The organism is Marinimicrobium agarilyticum DSM 16975 (assembly GCF_000423345.1).
Lineage (GTDB): Bacteria > Pseudomonadota > Gammaproteobacteria > Pseudomonadales > Cellvibrionaceae > Marinimicrobium > Marinimicrobium agarilyticum.
Map to the genome: position 1 here is coordinate 12,273 of NZ_AUHU01000010.1, position 17,143 is coordinate 29,415.

The 17,143-nt window shown below is 59.5% G+C and carries 14 protein-coding genes; 4 read left to right on the forward strand and 10 right to left on the reverse strand.

The features are described 5' to 3' along the window. Positions 1–116 precede the first annotated feature (116 nt). From glmM to rlmE, 4 genes are all read right to left on the reverse strand, one after another. A complete protein-coding gene (gene glmM, locus G547_RS0111425) occupies positions 117–1,454 on the reverse strand; it encodes a phosphoglucosamine mutase (protein WP_027329969.1) in 1,338 nt (445 codons plus the stop codon). Positions 1,455–1,492: 38 nt separating this feature from the next. Beyond that, positions 1,493–2,329 (reverse strand): dihydropteroate synthase, encoded by an 837-nt coding sequence (folP, locus tag G547_RS0111430; RefSeq protein ID WP_051235309.1) that lies wholly within the window; start codon positions 2,327–2,329, stop codon positions 1,493–1,495. 129 nt (positions 2,330–2,458) lie between these two features. Beyond that, positions 2,459–4,405 carry an ATP-dependent zinc metalloprotease FtsH gene (gene ftsH / locus G547_RS0111435; RefSeq protein ID WP_281167771.1) on the reverse strand — a complete coding sequence of 649 codons (1,947 nt, stop codon included), beginning with the start codon at positions 4,403–4,405 and terminating at the stop codon, positions 2,459–2,461. A gap of 101 nt (positions 4,406–4,506) precedes the next feature. Further along, a complete protein-coding gene (gene rlmE / locus G547_RS0111440; RefSeq protein WP_027329972.1) occupies positions 4,507–5,127 on the reverse strand; it encodes a 23S rRNA (uridine(2552)-2'-O)-methyltransferase RlmE in 621 nt (206 codons plus the stop codon). Positions 5,128–5,194: 67 nt separating this feature from the next. On the opposite strand from rlmE, the gene G547_RS0111445 reads away from it, so the two are divergent. Beyond that, complete coding sequence (locus G547_RS0111445) at positions 5,195–5,497, forward strand: YhbY family RNA-binding protein (protein ID WP_027329973.1); 303 nt, start codon at positions 5,195–5,197, stop codon at positions 5,495–5,497. Between the two features lie 89 nt (positions 5,498–5,586). On the opposite strand, the gene greA is transcribed toward G547_RS0111445, so the two are convergent. The 3 genes from greA to carA form a co-directional block, all read right to left on the reverse strand. Then, complete coding sequence (gene greA, locus G547_RS0111450) at positions 5,587–6,063, reverse strand: transcription elongation factor GreA (RefSeq protein WP_027329974.1); 477 nt, start codon at positions 6,061–6,063, stop codon at positions 5,587–5,589. Further along, positions 6,060–9,281, reverse strand: a complete 3,222-nt coding sequence (gene carB / locus G547_RS0111455; RefSeq protein ID WP_027329975.1) for a carbamoyl-phosphate synthase large subunit — start codon at positions 9,279–9,281, stop codon at positions 6,060–6,062. The genes greA and carB overlap by 4 nt, the downstream gene beginning before the upstream one ends. A gap of 81 nt (positions 9,282–9,362) precedes the next feature. Continuing rightward, positions 9,363–10,538, reverse strand: coding sequence for a glutamine-hydrolyzing carbamoyl-phosphate synthase small subunit (gene carA, locus G547_RS0111460; RefSeq protein ID WP_211224551.1), 1,176 nt, complete (start codon positions 10,536–10,538; stop codon positions 9,363–9,365). Positions 10,539–10,914: 376 nt separating this feature from the next. Here carA and G547_RS0111465 point away from each other — a divergent pair, with 376 nt between their 5' ends. Beyond that, a complete protein-coding gene (locus tag G547_RS0111465) occupies positions 10,915–11,898 on the forward strand; it encodes a GGDEF domain-containing protein (protein ID WP_027329977.1) in 984 nt (327 codons plus the stop codon). Between the two features lie 36 nt (positions 11,899–11,934). Here the strand turns inward: G547_RS0111465 and G547_RS0111470 are convergent, their stop codons facing one another. Continuing rightward, entirely contained in the window at positions 11,935–12,858 is a 924-nt protein-coding gene (locus G547_RS0111470; protein ID WP_027329978.1) for a LysR family transcriptional regulator, read from the reverse strand. Between the two features lie 123 nt (positions 12,859–12,981). Here G547_RS0111470 and G547_RS0111475 point away from each other — a divergent pair, with 123 nt between their 5' ends. Continuing rightward, positions 12,982–13,233 (forward strand): DUF2798 domain-containing protein, encoded by a 252-nt coding sequence (locus G547_RS0111475; RefSeq protein WP_036188261.1) that lies wholly within the window; start codon positions 12,982–12,984, stop codon positions 13,231–13,233. Between the two features lie 10 nt (positions 13,234–13,243). Here the strand turns inward: G547_RS0111475 and G547_RS0111480 are convergent, their stop codons facing one another. Together G547_RS0111480 and G547_RS0111485 are read right to left on the reverse strand one after the other, a co-directional pair. Continuing rightward, positions 13,244–14,482, reverse strand: a complete 1,239-nt coding sequence (locus G547_RS0111480; protein ID WP_027329980.1) for a permease — start codon at positions 14,480–14,482, stop codon at positions 13,244–13,246. 85 nt (positions 14,483–14,567) lie between these two features. After that, complete coding sequence (locus tag G547_RS0111485) at positions 14,568–14,798, reverse strand: ChaB family protein (protein ID WP_027329981.1); 231 nt, start codon at positions 14,796–14,798, stop codon at positions 14,568–14,570. Positions 14,799–15,033: 235 nt separating this feature from the next. Between G547_RS0111485 and G547_RS0111490 the strand changes: the two genes are divergently transcribed. Beyond that, positions 15,034–17,100: a catalase gene (locus G547_RS0111490; RefSeq protein WP_027329982.1), complete on the forward strand. Its 2,067-nt coding sequence runs from the start codon at positions 15,034–15,036 to the stop codon at positions 17,098–17,100. Positions 17,101–17,143 lie beyond the last annotated feature (43 nt).

A 17,143-nucleotide genomic window follows, 5' to 3' on the forward strand; every position in this document is an offset into this window, starting at 1 on the left:
AACATACAATCCCAAATCGCCCCCGGGCCCCGCTTTTCTCTCAGTTGGTTGATTTTGGTTTCTCGATCTCTCTGGGCACGCTGTGCCCTTGCTTTCTTGTTTTCAGTGTAGCGCTTCTAGTTGAGTGCTTTTTCCACTGTGGCGGCCAGTTCCTGGCACAGTTCCTTGACCTTGGCTTTGTCCTCTCCCTCTACCATTACCCGAACCACGGGCTCCGTGCCGGACGGGCGCAACAGCACCCGACCGCTGCCCGCCAGCTGCGCCTCGACGTCGGCAATCGCCGCCTGGATGGCGGCGTCCTGGTCGAGGTCGATCTGGCGGGACCGGCGCACATTGATCATGGTTTGCGGCATTTTGTGCATGCCTTTTTTGATGTTATGCAGTGAGTCGCCCATGGTAGTGAGCGCTAACAATACTTGCAGGGCAGAAATAATGCCGTCTCCGGTGGTGGTGACGTTGCTGCAGACAATATGGCCTGAGGATTCCCCGCCGAGGGTCCAGCCCTTTTCGCGCATCATTTCAATCACGTAGCGGTCGCCGACTTTGGCGCGACCAAAGGGAACACCGATTTCCTTCAGCGCCAGCTCCATGCCGAAGTTGCTCATCAGGGTGCCGGCCACACCATCGCAGCCACCGCTGTAGCGCTGCTGGTAATCGGCAATGATGTAGAGCAACTCGTCACCGTCCACAATCTCTCCGCGATGGTCCACGAACATGACCCGATCGCCGTCGCCGTCAAAAGCGATGCCCAGGTCCGCGCCCAGTTCCATCACTTTCTCTTTCACCATGTCGGTCTTGGTGGAGCCACAACCGCGATTGATATTGGTGCCATTGGGGTCGGTCGCGACCGGAATCACCTTGGCGCCGAGTTCGCTGAACACGCTGGGAGCGATGTGGTAGGTCGCGCCGTTGGCGCAATCCACCACCACCTGAAGCCCCTGGAGACTGAAGCCCCAGGGCATGGTGCCTTTACAGAATTCGATGTACCGGCCGGAGGCATCTTCAATCCGACGGGCCTTGCCCAGGCGTTCGGCGGTGGTCATGGGCTGCTGGAGCTGCTCTTCGATGGCGAGCTCCACATCGTCCGGCAGCTTGGTGCCATTACCACTGAAGAACTTGATGCCGTTATCGCCGTAGGCGTTGTGAGAGGCACTGATCACGATGCCGGCCTGGGCCTGGAAGGTTCGGGTCAGGTAGGCGATGCCGGGAGTGGGCATGGGGCCCAGAAGGCCCACATCGACACCGGCATTGATCAGCCCGGCCTGCAGGGCCGACTCGAACATGTAGCCGGAAATCCGGGTATCTTTGCCAATCAGGATCATGTTGGGGCCGGAGAAGCGGTCCACCAGTACCCGACCGGCGGCCCAACCCAGCTTCAGCATGAAGTCGGGGGTGATGGGCGGTTCGCCCACTTCACCGCGGATACCGTCGGTTCCGAAATATTGTCGCGCCATAAGGATCCTTGCTCCCCTAGAATTTTTGCTTGTTAATCTTACACACCCGCCAGGGCCGCCTGAACGCTCAGGACATCGCGCGTAGCTGCGACATCGTGAACCCGAATGACCGACGCGCCGCGATGAACCGCGGCCAGCGCCAACGCCAGGCTGCCGGGAAGGCGCTCATCAACGTCCCGCCCCAACAATTTGCCCAGCATGGACTTTCGGGACAACCCCACAAGGACCGGAAAGCCCATGGCCCCGAACTCCTCCAACCGGCGCAAGAGCGACAGGTTGTGATCCAATGTTTTGCCGAACCCGAACCCCGGGTCCAGCAGGATACGGTCCGCGGTGATGCCTGCGGCCAGGCACGCGTCAACCCGCGCGGCGAGGAAGGACTTCACATCGTCCACCGGATCCTCATAGCGCGGGTGGGCCTGCATGGTTTCCGGTGTGCCCTGCATATGCATCAGGCAGGCCGGCAACCCCGTAGCGGCCACGGCCTCCAGGGCGCCCTCTCGCTGGAGCGCCCTAACGTCATTGATCAAACCGGCACCGGCCCGGGCGGTTTCGCGAATGACCGCGGGACTGCTGGTATCCACGGACACCAGCGCGCCAAGCTCGTTCACCAGGGCCTCAACCACCGGGACGACTCGATCGAGCTCTTCCGCCTCGCTCACCGGTGTTGAACCCGGACGGGTCGACTCGCCGCCGACATCAATGATATCAGCACCCTCGGCCAGCATTATTCGGGCCCGCTCCAGCGCCAGGTCCAAGGCCAAGCGACCGTCACGGTAGTAGCTGCCGCCGTCGGAAAACGAGTCGGGCGTGGTATTCAGAATGCCCATGATCCGGGGCTGAGACAGGTCCAGTGTATGGCGGCCAAAACGCATGGGCTGAGGTGTCGGCAAAACTATGGTTCCAAACTATTGGCTGGCAGTAAGGGGCGCAAAAACAAATCCCCGGCCAGCGCCCTCAATGACTCATCAAGGACACGTTGACCGGGGATTATAACAGACGACTTAGTGATCTTCGGCAGGGCCACCGATCGGACCGGACTTTTTGTCGTCGGCGCCTTTATCAGATGACTTGCCGTCGGCGGATTTGCCGCCACCGCTCTCGCCGCCTTTGCCTTGAAGATGGCTATTGAAGTCATCGTCATGCCAGTCGCGCGGGGGGCGCACTTTGCGGCGGTTCATCAAGTCATCCACCTGCTCGGAGTCGATGGTCTCGTACTCCATCAGCGCGTCTTTCATGGCTTCCAGAATATCGCGATTTTCGCGCAGGATCTGCTCGGCCCGCTTGTAACATTCGTCAATGATGCGGCGCACTTCCTGGTCAATCATCTTCGAGGTTTCGCCCGAGTAATTGACCGAACCGGTGCCGGGCATCACGCCTTCGTCTTCACCGTAGTGCAACGGCCCCAGTCGTTCGGACAGCCCCCACTTGGTGACCATGTTGCGCGCCAGCTCGGTGGCCCGCTCGATGTCGTTGGAGGCACCGGTCGTAATCCCTTCCGCACCGAGGGTCATATCCTCCGCGATACGACCGCCGAACAGCGTGCAGATGCTGGATTCGATCGAACGTCGGCTCATGCTGTACTTGTCGCCTTCGGGCAGAAACTGGGTGACACCCAATGCCCGCCCCCGGGGGATGATGGTCACTTTGTGGATGGGATCGTGCTCGGGCACGATCTTGCCCACAATGGCGTGGCCAGCCTCGTGGTAAGCGGTGTTTCTCTTTTCCTGCTCGCTCATGACCATGGAACGGCGCTCGGCGCCCATCATGATTTTGTCACGGGCTTTTTCGAACTCCTCCATGCTGACCAGACGCTTGTTGCCGCGGGCGGCGAACAGCGCAGCTTCATTGACCAGATTGGACAGGTCTGCCCCGGAGAAACCGGGCGTGCCGCGAGCGATCACGTTGGCTTCAACGCTCTCATCGATCGGCACCTTGCGCATATGAACTTTCAGGATCTGTTCGCGCCCGCGAATGTCGGGCAGTCCGACCACGACCTGACGGTCAAAGCGGCCGGGGCGCAGCAATGCCTTATCCAACACGTCCGGGCGGTTGGTGGCGGCGATGACAATGACGCCTTCGTTGCCCTCGAAACCATCCATTTCCACCAGCAACTGGTTGAGCGTCTGTTCACGTTCGTCGTGACCACCGCCGTGGCCACCGCCACGATGGCGACCCACTGCGTCGATTTCATCGATGAAGATGATGCAGGGCGCCTGCTTTTTCGCCTGATCGAACATGTCGCGCACGCGCGAGGCGCCCACGCCGACGAACATTTCCACGAAGTCGGAGCCGGAAATCGAGAAGAAGGGGACCTTGGCCTCACCTGCGATCGCCTTGGCGAGCAGGGTTTTACCGGTACCCGGAGGGCCCGCCATCAGCACGCCGCGCGGAATCTGGCCGCCGAGACGCTGGAATTTGGTCGGGTCTTTCAGGTACTCCACCAGTTCCTGTACCTCTTCCTTGGCTTCGTCCACGCCGGCCACATCGGAAAAGGTGGTTTTGACCTGGTCTTCCCCCAGGAGCTTGGCTTTACTCTTGCCGAAGCTCATCGGGCCGCTCTTACCCCCCATGCCACCTTGCATCTGGCGCATGAAAAACAGGAAGACCGCAATAATGATCAGGATCGGGAAGCTCGCCACCAACAGCTGATGCCAGAGGCTTGGGCGCTCTGGCTCCTTGTTGAAGACCGTCACATTGTTGTTCAGCAGATCGTTCATCAACTGCTGGTCACCAATCTGCGGCAGGGTGGTCTTGAAATCAGTGCCGTCCGAGTAGGTACCCCGGGCAGTCAACCCCTGAAGCGTAACCTCACGCACACGGTCATTCTGCACGGCCTGAACGAAATCCGAGTAGCTGAGGGACTCGCTCGTGGTCGGCTGATTGAACCCCTGGAACACCGTAAAGAGGACGGCGGCGATAATCAGCCAGAGGATGAGATTCTTGGTCATGTCGTTCAAGGAGGTACCCTCGTTTTTTTACAGCAAGTCGGTGACAGTATAGTGCCCAAAGGCGCCCGCATACCAATAAACGCACCCTATCAGGCAATAGATCAGCCTTTATAGCCCCGCGCGACCAAGTAAACTTCCCGGGAACGGGCGCGAGAGGCATCGGGCTTGCGCACTGCCACCTTGGCAAAGGCGTTGCGTGTATCCTGCAGGAGGGGGTCAAACCCCTCGCCATGGAAGACTTTGGCAACAAAATGCCCCCCAGGTTTCAACACCTGGCGGGCCATATCCAGGGCCAGCTCCACCAGATACATGGCGGCAGGCTGGTCCACAGCGTTCATACCACTCATGTTGGGGGCCATATCGGAGATTACAAGGTCGGCTTTGCTCTCCCCCAACCCAGCCAGAAGCTGCTCCAGCACGGCTTCTTCGGTAAAATCACCCTGGATGAACGTCACTCCGGCAACGGCATCCATGGGGAGTATGTCCGAGGCCAGTACTTTGCCATGGTCCCCGACCCGTTCCGCCGCCACCTGGGACCAGCCGCCGGGCGCCGAACCCAGGTCCACCACGGTCATTCCCGGCTTGAAGAGCTTGTCTTTTTTGTCCAGCTCCACCAGCTTGTAGCTGGCACGGGAGCGGTAGCCGTCCTTCTGGGATTGCTTGACGTAGGGGTCTTTGAAGTGCTCGTCCAACCAGCGGTTGCTGCTTTTCGATCTGGCCATGATGGTTCCGGCGGAGATGGGTTACAATGACGGGCTTTTTCCACCCGAACGATTTGAAGGTATTGTCATGCCGCTGAGCGCCGACCGCAAGAAACAGTTCCGAGCCCTGGGACACAACCTCAAACCCATTGTCACTCTGGGCGACAATGGCTTGAGCGACGGGGTACGCGCCGAGCTTAACCGCGCCCTGGATGACCACGAGTTGATCAAGGTCAAGATCGCGGTGGCCGAGCGCGACGACCGCAAAACCCTGCTCGATGAACTGGCGGCCCTGCCCGGGGTGGAGCTGGTGCAGCAGGTGGGCAAGGTCGCGCTGCTGTATCGGGCGAATCCGAAGCCCAATCCGAAGTTGTCGAATTTGTTGCGGTAGAGCGGAACGGGTTCATTGGGCCGGGATGGTAGGTGGCGCGCGCTCCGCGCGCTTACCTACCCTACGCCTACGCGACGCTTTCGCACTTCTTAAATGTGCTCCACTTTGTCGATTTCGTATTCGACTTCGCCGCCCGGGGTTTTCACCATGGCGACGTCCCCTTCTTCCTTGCCGATCAGGGCGCGGGCGATGGGTGAGTTGATGGAGATTTTGTTGTTCTTCACGTCGGACTCATCGTCCCCCACGATCTTGTAGCGCACTTCCTGTTCGGTTTCCGTGTTGACGATGGTCACCGTGGTGCCGAAGATCACTTTGCCCGAGGGCTGAATGGCCTTCACATCGATAACCTGGGCATTGCTCAGCTTGCCCTCGATTTCCTGAATGCGGCCTTCGCAGAAACTCTGCTGCTCGCGCGCCGCATGGTATTCGGCGTTCTCTTTCAGGTCCCCGTGCTCGCGCGCTTCGGCAATGGCCTGAATAATGCGTGGGCGCTGAACCTTTTTCAGATCATCCAACTCGTGGCGCAGAGCTTCCGCGCCTTCCACTGTCATCGGTACCTTGATCATGCACCAATCCTCCCGTGCAGCTCCTGCAGGCGCCGCACTTCTGTAAATTGACCAAAACGCAGCGCCATACAGACCGCCTCACCGGCAGCCAGGGTCGTCGTGTAGTAGACCCGGTGATTTTCAGCACTGCGACGAATGGAAGCGGAATCGCGTGTGGCTTGCCGCCCTTCGGTGGTGTTGACGATCAGGTTGATCTGGTCGTTCTTGATCATGTCCACGATATGAGGGCGCCCCTCCACGACCTTGTTCACAATCTCAACATCCAGCCCTGCCTCTTTGAGGACAGCGGCGGTACCACGGGTCGCAACCAGCTTAAAGCCAAGGCTGTTCAGCTCCTTACCCACCACCACGACGCCGGGCTTGTCGACATCGCGCACGCTGATAAAGGCGGTGCCACTGGTGGGCAGCTTACTGCCCGCCCCGAGCTGGGATTTGGCGAAGGCTTCACCAAAGGTGTCGCCCACGCCCATCACCTCGCCGGTGGATTTCATTTCCGGCCCGAGGATCGGATCCACCGCCGGGAATTTGTTGAAGGGGAACACCGCTTCTTTCACGCTGTAGTAATCCGGCACGATTTCTTTGGTGAAACCCTGATCTTTCAGGCTGATACCAGCCTGGCAGCGCGCGGCCACCTTGGCCAGGGAGACACCGATGCACTTGGAGACAAACGGCACGGTACGCGAGGCGCGCGGGTTCACTTCAATCACATAGATCACACCATCCTGGTAGGCCAACTGGGTGTTCATCAGGCCGATCACACCCAGCTCCAGCGCCATGGCTTTGATCTGCTCGCGCATTTCATCCTGCACCGCATGGGGCAGCGAATAGGGCGGCAGGGAGCAGGCGGAGTCACCGGAGTGCACCCCACATTGCTCAATATGCTGCATGATGCCGCCAATCACGACGTCTTTGCCGTCACACACCGCGTCCACGTCGACTTCAATGGCCGAACTCAGGAAGTGGTCGAGCAGTACCGGCGCGTCTTCCGACACTTCCACCGCGGTGGTCATGTACCCGCGCAGCTCATCTTCTTTATACACGATTTCCATCGCCCGGCCACCCAGCACATAGGAGGGGCGAACCACCAGCGGGTAGCCCACTTCCTTGGCGGCGATCAACGCCTCCTCGAAGGAGCGGACAATGGCATTGGGCGGCTGCTTCAGGTCGAGCTTCTGAATCATGCCCTGGAAGCGCTCGCGATCTTCCGCCCGGTCAATGGCGTCGGGCGTGGTGCCAATAATGGGAACGCCTTCGGCTTCCAGCGCGCGGGCGAGTTTCAGCGGGGTCTGACCGCCGAACTGGACAATCACGCCCTTGGGCTTTTCTTTGTGAACGATCTCCAGCACATCCTCAAGCGTGACCGGTTCGAAGAACAGGCGGTCGGAGGTGTCGTAATCGGTGGAGACCGTCTCGGGGTTACAGTTGACCATGATGGTCTCGTAGCCCTCATCGCGCATGGCGAAGGCCGCGTGCACGCAGCAATAGTCGAACTCAATGCCCTGACCGATACGGTTGGGGCCCCCGCCGATTACCAGGATCTTCTGCTTGTCGCTCGGGTTGGCCTCGCACTCTTTCTCGTAGGTGGAATACATGTAGGCAGTGGAGGTGGAGAACTCGGCTGCGCAGGTATCCACACGCTTGTAGGCCGGGCGGATGTTCAGCTCGTGACGATGGCGGCGTACCGCCTGCTCACTGGTGTTAAGCAGCTTGGACAGACGCTTGTCGGAGAAACCTTTGCGCTTCAGCCGGAACAACAGGTCGTTGTCCAGATCCTGCACGGCCTTACCCTCGAGCGCTCGCTCCGAGTCAATGAGGTCTTTGACCTGAACCAGGAACCAGGGGTCAATTTTGGACAGCTCGTACGCCTCTTCCACGCTCATTCCGGTGCGGAAAGCGTCTCCCAGGTACCAGAGGCGCTCGGCGCCCGGGGTGCTCAGCTCGCGCCGCAGGCGAGAGGGGGTATCACTGTCCTGCAGGTCCACCCGGGATTCAAAGCCGGCAGAGCCCACCTCCAGTCCGCGCATGGCTTTCTGCAGGGACTCCTGAAACGTGCGACCGATGGCCATGACTTCACCCACGGATTTCATCTGGGTGGTCAGACGGGCGTCAGCGTCGCCAAATTTTTCGAAGGTGAAGCGCGGGATTTTGGTGACCACATAATCGATGGTCGGCTCGAACGACGCGGGGGTTGCCCCACCGGTAATGTCGTTCTGCAGCTCATCCAGGGTGTAACCCACCGCCAGCTTGGCCGCGACCTTGGCGATCGGGAAGCCGGTGGCCTTGGAGGCCAGCGCAGAGGAGCGGGACACGCGCGGGTTCATTTCAATGACCACCATGCGGCCATCTTCCGGGTTCACGGCAAACTGGACGTTGGACCCGCCGGTTTCCACGCCGATTTCACGCAGCACCGCCAGGGAGGCGTTGCGCATGATCTGGTATTCCTTGTCGGTCAGGGTCTGGGACGGGGCCACGGTAATGGAGTCACCGGTGTGCACGCCCATGGGATCAAAGTTCTCGATCGCGCAGACAATGATGCAGTTGTCGTTCTTATCCCGAACAACCTCCATCTCGTACTCTTTCCATCCCAGCAGGGATTCGTCGATCAACAGCTCGTTGACGGGTGAGAGGTCGATACCGCGCTGGCAGATTTCCTCAAACTCTTCCCAGTTATAGGCAATGCCGCCGCCGGAGCCGCCCATGGTGAAAGAGGGGCGGATAATGCAGGGGAAACCGAATTCCTTGGGCACTTCCAGGGCTTCTTCCATGGAGTGCACGATTTTGGCTTTGGCACATTCCAGACCGATGCGTTTCATGGCCTGGTCAAACAGGTCGCGGTCCTCGGCCATGTTGATGGCGGCTTCATTGGCACCAATCAACTCGACGCCATACTTTTCCAACACGCCGTGTTTGGCCAGGTCCAGGGCACAGTTCAGCGCGGTTTGACCGCCCATGGTGGGCAGGACCACATCCGGATTTTCCTTCTCGATGATTTTCTCCACCGTCTGCCACTCGATCGGCTCGATGTAGGTGGCATCGGCCATGGCCGGATCGGTCATGATGGTGGCCGGGTTGGAGTTCACCAGAATCACCCGGTAGCCCTCTTCGCGCAGGGCCTTGCAGGCCTGGGCGCCGGAGTAGTCAAACTCACAGGCCTGGCCGATCACGATGGGGCCCGCGCCCAGAATCAGAATGCTGTTGATGTCGGTACGTTTTGGCATTTCAGTCTCGCTCTGCGAATCGGTTCAAAGGGTTTTAGGTGCCTCTATCGGTGCCTGGGCGCCAGCTTCAGCGCCTCCCGTTCACCGTTTCGCGTCTTTCATCAAATCAATAAAGTGGTCAAACAGGCCGTCGGCGTCGTGTGGGCCAGGGCTCGCTTCCGGGTGGCCCTGGAAGCTGAAGGCAGGTCTGTCGGTGCGGTGGATGCCCTGCAGAGAACCGTCAAAGAGTGAGCGATGGGTCGCCTTCAGGTTATCCGGCAAGGTAGCCTCGTCGGCGGCAAAACCGTGGTTCTGGGCGGTGATCATCACCCGCCCGGTCTCCAGATCCTGAACCGGGTGGTTGGCGCCGTGGTGACCGAACTTCATCTTCAGGGTTTTGGCGCCGGAGGCCAGGGCCAGCAACTGGTGCCCCAGGCAAATGCCGAACACCGGGAGGTTGGTGTCCACGATCTCTTTGATCGCCTCAATGGCGTAGGTGCAGGGCTCCGGGTCGCCGGGGCCATTGGCCAGGAATACGCCGTCCGGCTTCATCGCCAGTACGTCCCGGGCGGAGGTCTGGGCCGGGACCACGGTAATATCGCAACCGCGATCGACGAGCATACGCAGAATATTGCGCTTCACGCCGTAATCGTAGGCCACAACCTTGTAGGGGCGCTCGCCGCTCGGCGTGACATGGCCTTCGCCCAGCTTCCAGGTACCCTCGGTCCACTGATAGGACTCTTTGACGCTGACCTCTTTCGCCAGATCCATCCCCTTGAGGCCCGCAAAGCCCTTGGCCTGCGCCAGCGCCCGGTCTTCATCGATGTCCCCGGCCATGATGCAGCCATTCTGGGCGCCCTTATCCCGCAGGATACGGGTCAGATGGCGGGTGTCGATATCGGCAATCCCGATGATGTTCTGCGACTTCAGCCATTCCGGCAGCGTCTGTTCACTGCGAAAGTTGCTCGCCAGCAGCGGCAGGTCCCGAATCACCAGGCCGGCGGCCCAGCTCTTTTCACACTCCGAGTCCTCGGAGGTGGTACCGGTATTGCCGATGTGGGGATAGGTCAGGGTCACGATCTGACGCGCGTAGGAGGGATCGGTCACGATTTCCTGGTAGCCGGTCATGGAGGTATTGAACACCACCTCGCCCACCGACAGGCCTTCAGCACCAATGGCGGTGCCGCGGAAAATACTGCCGTCTTCTAGTACAAGTACAGCGGGTGTGGGAGCCCCAGTAGTCAAGTCAACCTCCTCAAGCATGGTAACAGCGGCCATGGTGCCGGGCATTTCACGCCTTTCGACAGGCTCAGCGAGGCAGCCGCACAACCCGAGGGGTGCGAAATCAGCGGTGTGCTAGACGGACTGCGCGCGAGTGAAAGCCCGGCCGCGGGTGCAAAAAAGCGAGATGACATCGAACACCCCTTGGTGAGGGTTTCTAAGCCCATCTCGCTTAATACATTCCTGCTGACCGGCGTTTAGGCCAAGTGTAATTTCGCCGGCAATTTTACGCGAGGAGGCCCCTGCTGTCCAATAAAAAATCCCGCCCAACCTGTCCGCCGGTTTGCCGCCCAGCGCGGCATCTGCCACGATTCGCGGCTACAATAAGAGCAAGAGCAAACCCCGTACCGCCCACACGACTCAGCGAGCCTCCATGCTTTACCGGTTGCGGAACGATTTTCAACTATCCGTCATCTCCTTATTGGGTATTTTTGCCATTCTTGGCATCACACCGTTCGCCATCTGGCGGTTCTTGGTCGGTGATACGCTGATCGGCGTTATTGATACCACCATCCTACTTAGCATCATTTTTGCGGTGGCCTACGCCTGGCGCACCGGCCAAAACGACCACGTCGGCTTCTTCCTGGCCGCCGTCCCGTGCACCATGGGGGGCATCGCCGTCGCCACCCTGGTCGGTGAGGCGGGTCTGTTCTGGCTCTACCCGGCACTGATCTGCTCCTACTTCATGACCCGCCCCTGGATTGCCACGACGCTGGCACTGACGGCACTGGTTTTCCTGGTTATCGAGGGCTCAGCGTTCAACTCTTCGACGCAGCAATGGTCCTTCGTCACCACAGTGGCGGTCGTGAGCATTTGCGCCTACGTCTTTGCCCGTCGCAACGAGGACCAACGCGTCACCCTGCAGCAACTGGCGCTCATCGACCCACTGACCGACACAAAGAATCGCCGCGCAATGGATGCGGCCCTGGAGCAGGCGTTGGGGGATCGCGACCGCCAGACCGGGGATTACGCCCTGGCGTTGGTAGACCTTGATCATTTCAAAGCTGTTAACGACCAGCACGGACACAGTGTGGGCGACCGTATTCTGGTGGAGTTCTCCAGCCTACTGACGTCGAATACGCGCCGTTCGGACCAGGTATTCCGTTTCGGCGGCGAAGAGTTTGTTCTGTTGCTCTCCGGCGTCACCGAACAGACGCTGACCGCCGCCGTGGACCACCTGCAGCAAGCGGTTCGTCGATCGCTAAAAAGCCCTTCCGGCGACGTGACAGCCTCTTTCGGCGTTACGCTCCTGCGCCCGTCCGACTCTCCCCAAAGCGTGCTGGAGCGCGCCGATCGAGCGCTGTATCAGGCCAAGAAAGAAGGGCGGGACCGGATCGTGATTGAGGGTCACGCTTGAGGCTGCGACATAAAACGCAAAACCAACCAGAAGCTCTCAAACCCTCCACCGCTCTGGTAGCTGTTCAACGAGATAGTCACTGAACGCCCGGACTTTGGGCGTCAGTTCTCTTCTGTGACGCACACAGAGGTAGAACTCCAAAGGCTCGATTTCAGCCTGCACGTCGGCCTCAGAAGTCGGGGTAAACAGCTCCACCAACTGGCCCCGCTCGATCAGCGGTTCGGCGATGAAGGCGCCCAATCGGGTTATGCCACCACCAGCCACCGCCATTTGCGCCAAGGTGTCGATATCATCGCTGATCAGGGTCGCTCGCACCGGGGCGTCAAAGCGCAGGCCATTGCGAACAAACCCCCAGCGCAGGATGCGACCGTCCACCGGAAAACGGAACACCAGGCAATCGTGCTCGCTCAGCTGCTCCGGAGCTTCGGGCCGACCGGCTTTAGCCAGGTACTCGGGGGACGCGCAAAAAATTGAAGGGACCTTGGCCACCGGCCGCGCGATCAACCCTTCCTCCAGCGCCGGACGGATTCGGATACTGGCATCCACGGACTCGGCGATATGATTGACGTTGCGGTCCGTCACCATCAGCTCCACCAGAACATCGGGATAGCGACGGCTGAACCCGGGAATCATCGGCGCCAATACGTGGCGCGCGAAAGCGCCAGTCGCCGCCACGCGCAGGCGCCCGCGCGGCTCTGCGTGCAGCGCATCAACCGCCTGGCTGGCCAGCTCGAGCTCCTGAACCAGTTCGCGGACCCGCGAGTAATACGCCGAGCCGCCTTCGGTTAACGCCAAGCTCCGGGTGGTGCGCGTCAGCAGGCGCACCCCGAGATGGGTCTCAAGGCGGGCAATGTTCTGGCTGGCGGCGGCGGCACTGATACCCAGAATGCGAGCGCCCGCCGCGATACTGCCCGCCTCGACGGCTTTGACAAAACTTTCGATGCCACGCAACGGAGCCATAAGCTAAACCTTTCATCAAATACGATTCGTAAGCTTAGCTTAACACTCCAATCAAGTGACCTCGTCTTCTGTTTGGTCAGAGCCCCCCGTAAAGTGCCGGTCAATCCACACGGGAGAATTCTTATGACACGTTATTTGCTCAAAGCGGGAAAGCTGCATCCACGGCTCACTTCAGTCGTGTTCGCCCTTTACATGGCCGCCATAATGGCCTTCTTGATGACACTGCTCATTACCGCATTAAACAGCGGTATCACTCACCACTACCTGAACCAGGTGTGGGACGCCTACCGAGTGGCCATGCCTTGCGCTTTCGTCTGTATTCTCGGGGTACGCCCACTGGTCACCCGACTGGTCCAGTGGAGTGTGTATACCTGACCGTTCGCGTTTACGCCACGGTACCGGCCAGCCAGCCCCCAGCCAGCCACAAAGCAGCAATACTCGCCAGAACCTGCAACACCCGGTCCGTGAGCGAGCTGCCACCGTGATGATGGTGGTGCTCATGGCCGCCGTGGGAATGCGCTTTTTGGGCGCGTCGCCACAGCCACAGCAACACCCCTGTGACCGCCGCGAATACCAGGTTCAGAACCAGTTGATAATTCACCTGGAAAAACTCGCGCTCACCCGGGCTCTTTGCGGCGGAGGAGTCCGGCAATAAGTCCAGCGCCGCCAGGCCGTAGTGCATTACCAGGGCAACGACGACGATGCCCGTCAGCATCAGGGCGAGGATATACAGCGCCATTTTCCAGCCGTAATAGGCGGCGTTGATGCGCAGCACCGGAAGAACCACCAAGTCAGAAAAGATAAACGCCATGACGCCCGCAAAGGTCACACCCTGGGCGAACAGCACGGCAGCGAGGGGGATGTTGCCCATGGAGCCGATAAAGGTAAAGAAGGCTGCCAACGGCCCTACCAGGGTTTGCGCCAGCACGGCCCCAAAACCGGGGTTGGCGGAATTCTCTGCGCCGGAACCGACAAACAGCGCCTGAAAGAAACTCTCCGGCACCATGGCGGAGATGATGCCGGCGACGGTGAACCCAATCAGAACGTCTTTCCAGACCATCTGCCACTCCATGACGTAGGTCTGCCCGATCTGTTGCCAACCGGCGAGACTCGTGGCTTTTTCCTTCCAGCTTTTATGCTCCCCGTGCTCGTCATGGTCACCGTCATCCATCTTTTTCCGGGCCTGCGCTTCGAGGCGGCGTGGGCGCGTTATACGGACCAACAGCCAGACCACCAGAATCAACAATATGCCGCCGACGTACTCGCCCACCACAAACTGCCAGCCCAGAAAAATCGCAATGACCATGCCGAGCTCAATCACCAGGTTGGTGGAGGCCAACATAAACGCGAGAGAGGGCGCCAAGCCGGCGCCTTTGTTGAACAGCGCCCGAGTGGTGGAAAGCGCCGCAAAGCTGCAGGAGCTGGAGAGAAACCCAAAGAAGGTGCCGAGCCCGACGCTACGCGGTCCATCTTTGCCCATCAGTCGCTGCATTCGCTCCTGGGTGACGAGCACTTGGATCAGACTGCTGATCAAGTAGCCGAGTGCAAACGCCCACAGCGCCATCCAAAAGAAGCCCACGGAGGTGCGGGCCGCTTCATGCCACAATGAGAGAAACTGATCCATCCTCATCTCCTGTTTTTCCGCCAGCGATAAAGCTCCTCACTTTAAGCGTCACGCTCTTGAAACACAAACGGACGACTGTCACATTTCACGATTTATCTCGGACCCACTGGTCTCCCTCTTTGTGATACTCCTCTTTGACGGCGGCCCAGGCAACGCGGTGCGCGACCTCTTCCCGGCTTGCGTTCCCTCGCCGGTCTTCGCTGTCTTTATATTCATCCCAGGCGGAATTAAACGCCTTTCGATAAATGGTCTGCCCGTGAGATGGCACGTTATTTTTCACTCCATCCGGCAATTCTGAATTGTTTTGGTAAGGCATGGATTTTCCTCCTAAACTGAGCGAGCCAAGAAAAAAAGCGCGCACTCAACACCATTGTTTTCCTCGCTGTGAACCACGCGAGAACTGTCAGGTCACGATGTTAATGGTCTGGCCATAACCCGCATCCGAGTTATGGCTTTGGACACAGAGAAAGCAACCACGTTCCTCAGCGGTCCGGGCTACCGGTCAACTCCTGAGAATGCACACATACGTGCCACACATTGGAGAATTTACCATGAGCGACGATTACCCCAGCAAGCAAGGCAAGGGCGGCGAGCTACATCAACAAGCCGAAACTGATGCCAATACCATGACTACTCAGCAGGGCGCGCCCATTGCTGACGATCAAAGCTCCCTGAGCGCAGGCCAGCGTGGCCCCACGCTATTGGAAGACCAAATCCTGCGTGAAAAACTGTTTCACTTCGACCACGAACGCATACCGGAGCGGGTGGTTCACGCCCGTGGGTTCGGCGCGCACGGTTATTTTGAAACCTACGACTCGCTGGCGGACCTGACCTGCGCCGACCTGTTTCAGCGCAAAGGTGAGAAAACCCCAGCCTTCGTTCGATTTTCCACGGTGGCGGGCAACAAGGGTTCCGGCGACCTGGCCCGCGATGTTCGAGGTTTCGCGGTCAAGCTCTACACACAAGAGGGCAACTGGGACATTGTGGGCAACAATATTCCGGTCTTTTTTATACAGGACGCCATCAAATTCCCCGACCTGGTCCACGCCGCCAAACAGGAACCCGATCGCGGTTTCCCGCAAGCACAAACGGCCCACGATAATTTCTGGGATTTTGTGACTTTGACGCCAGAAAGTGTTCACATGCTGATGTGGACCATGTCGGACCGCGCCATTCCCCGCTCGTTTCGATTTATGGAAGGATTCGGCGTACATACCTTTCGGATGGTGGACGCCAAAGGAAAATCCACGTTCGTGAAATTCCACTGGAAGCCCAAAGGGGGGCTCCAGTCCGTTGTTTGGGATGAGGCCGTCAAGCTGAACGGCGCCGACCCGGATTTCCACCGGCGGGACCTCTGGGATGCGATCTGCAATGGCCACTACCCGGAATGGGAGCTGGGCCTTCAGGTGTTCGACGAGGCGTTCGCGGAAAAATTCGAGTTCGACGTTCTCGACCCTACCAAAATCATTCCTGAAGAGCAGGTACCCGTTCGCCCCGTCGGGCGTCTGGTGTTGGACCGCGTGGTCGACAACTTCTTCGCGGAAACCGAACAGGTCGCGTTCTGTACCCAGAACATCGTTCCCGGCATCGACTTTACCGACGACCCTCTGCTCCAGGGCCGAAACTTTTCCTACCTGGACACCCAGCTTAAACGCCTTGGCGGCCCCAACTTCACCCACATCCCCATCAACGCCCCCAAGTGCCCGATGCACCACTTTCAGCAGGACGGGCACATGGCCATGAAAAACCCAACCGGTCGGGCCAACTACGAGCCCAACAGTTGGGGCAAAGAGACAGGCGGTCCGCGGGAGAATCCGGAGAAAGGCTTCACCAGCTACCCTGCGAATGTCAGTGGCGACAAGCAGCGCATTCGCTCTGAGACCTTTGCCGACCACTACAGCCAGGCACGCCAGTTTTATATCAGCCAAACCGAGGAGGAGCAGACCCACATTGCCGACGCCTTTGTCTTTGAGCTCAGCAAGGTGGAAAAAGTGGCCATCCGCGAACGGATGGTGGCGCACTTGCTCAATGTGGACACAGCACTGGCCCGCGCCGTCGCCAAGGGGCTAGGGATCGACCCGCTGCCAAACGCGGCTGAACCAGCGGTGCCCCCTCGCGATGATCTCCCGGCCTCGGACGCACTCAGCATCCTGAAAAACGGGCCCAAACGCTTTCAGGGACGAAAGCTCGGCATTCTTCTTAGTGACGGCGCCGACGGCGAGTTGCTCTCCACGATTGAAAGAGCCCTGAAAAAGGAGGGCGCCGTCGGAGAAACCGTCGCGCCCCACAGTGGCGAGATCAGGGATGACAGGGGACGGGCCGTAGCAGTCACCCACAAGGTGGACGGCGGCCCCTCGGTCTTGTTTGATGCGGTCGTGGTGGTGCCGGGTAAAGAGGGCGCCAAGGTACTGGGTGCTCTGCCACCAGCGCAGAATTTTGTGCGGGATGCCTTCCATCACAAAAAATTCATCGGTTTCAACGCCCAAGGGCAAACACTTCTGGACAGCGTTGGCATCGCCTACGCGAAGGACCAGGGATGTCTGTCACTGAAGGATGAGGCTTCGGTTCAGGCCTTTCTTCGGCAATGCGCCGAGCTCCGGCACTGGGCCCGCGGATAACCTCTACCCTGCCCCTTTGACCGTCAGCCTGGGGGAACTCTTC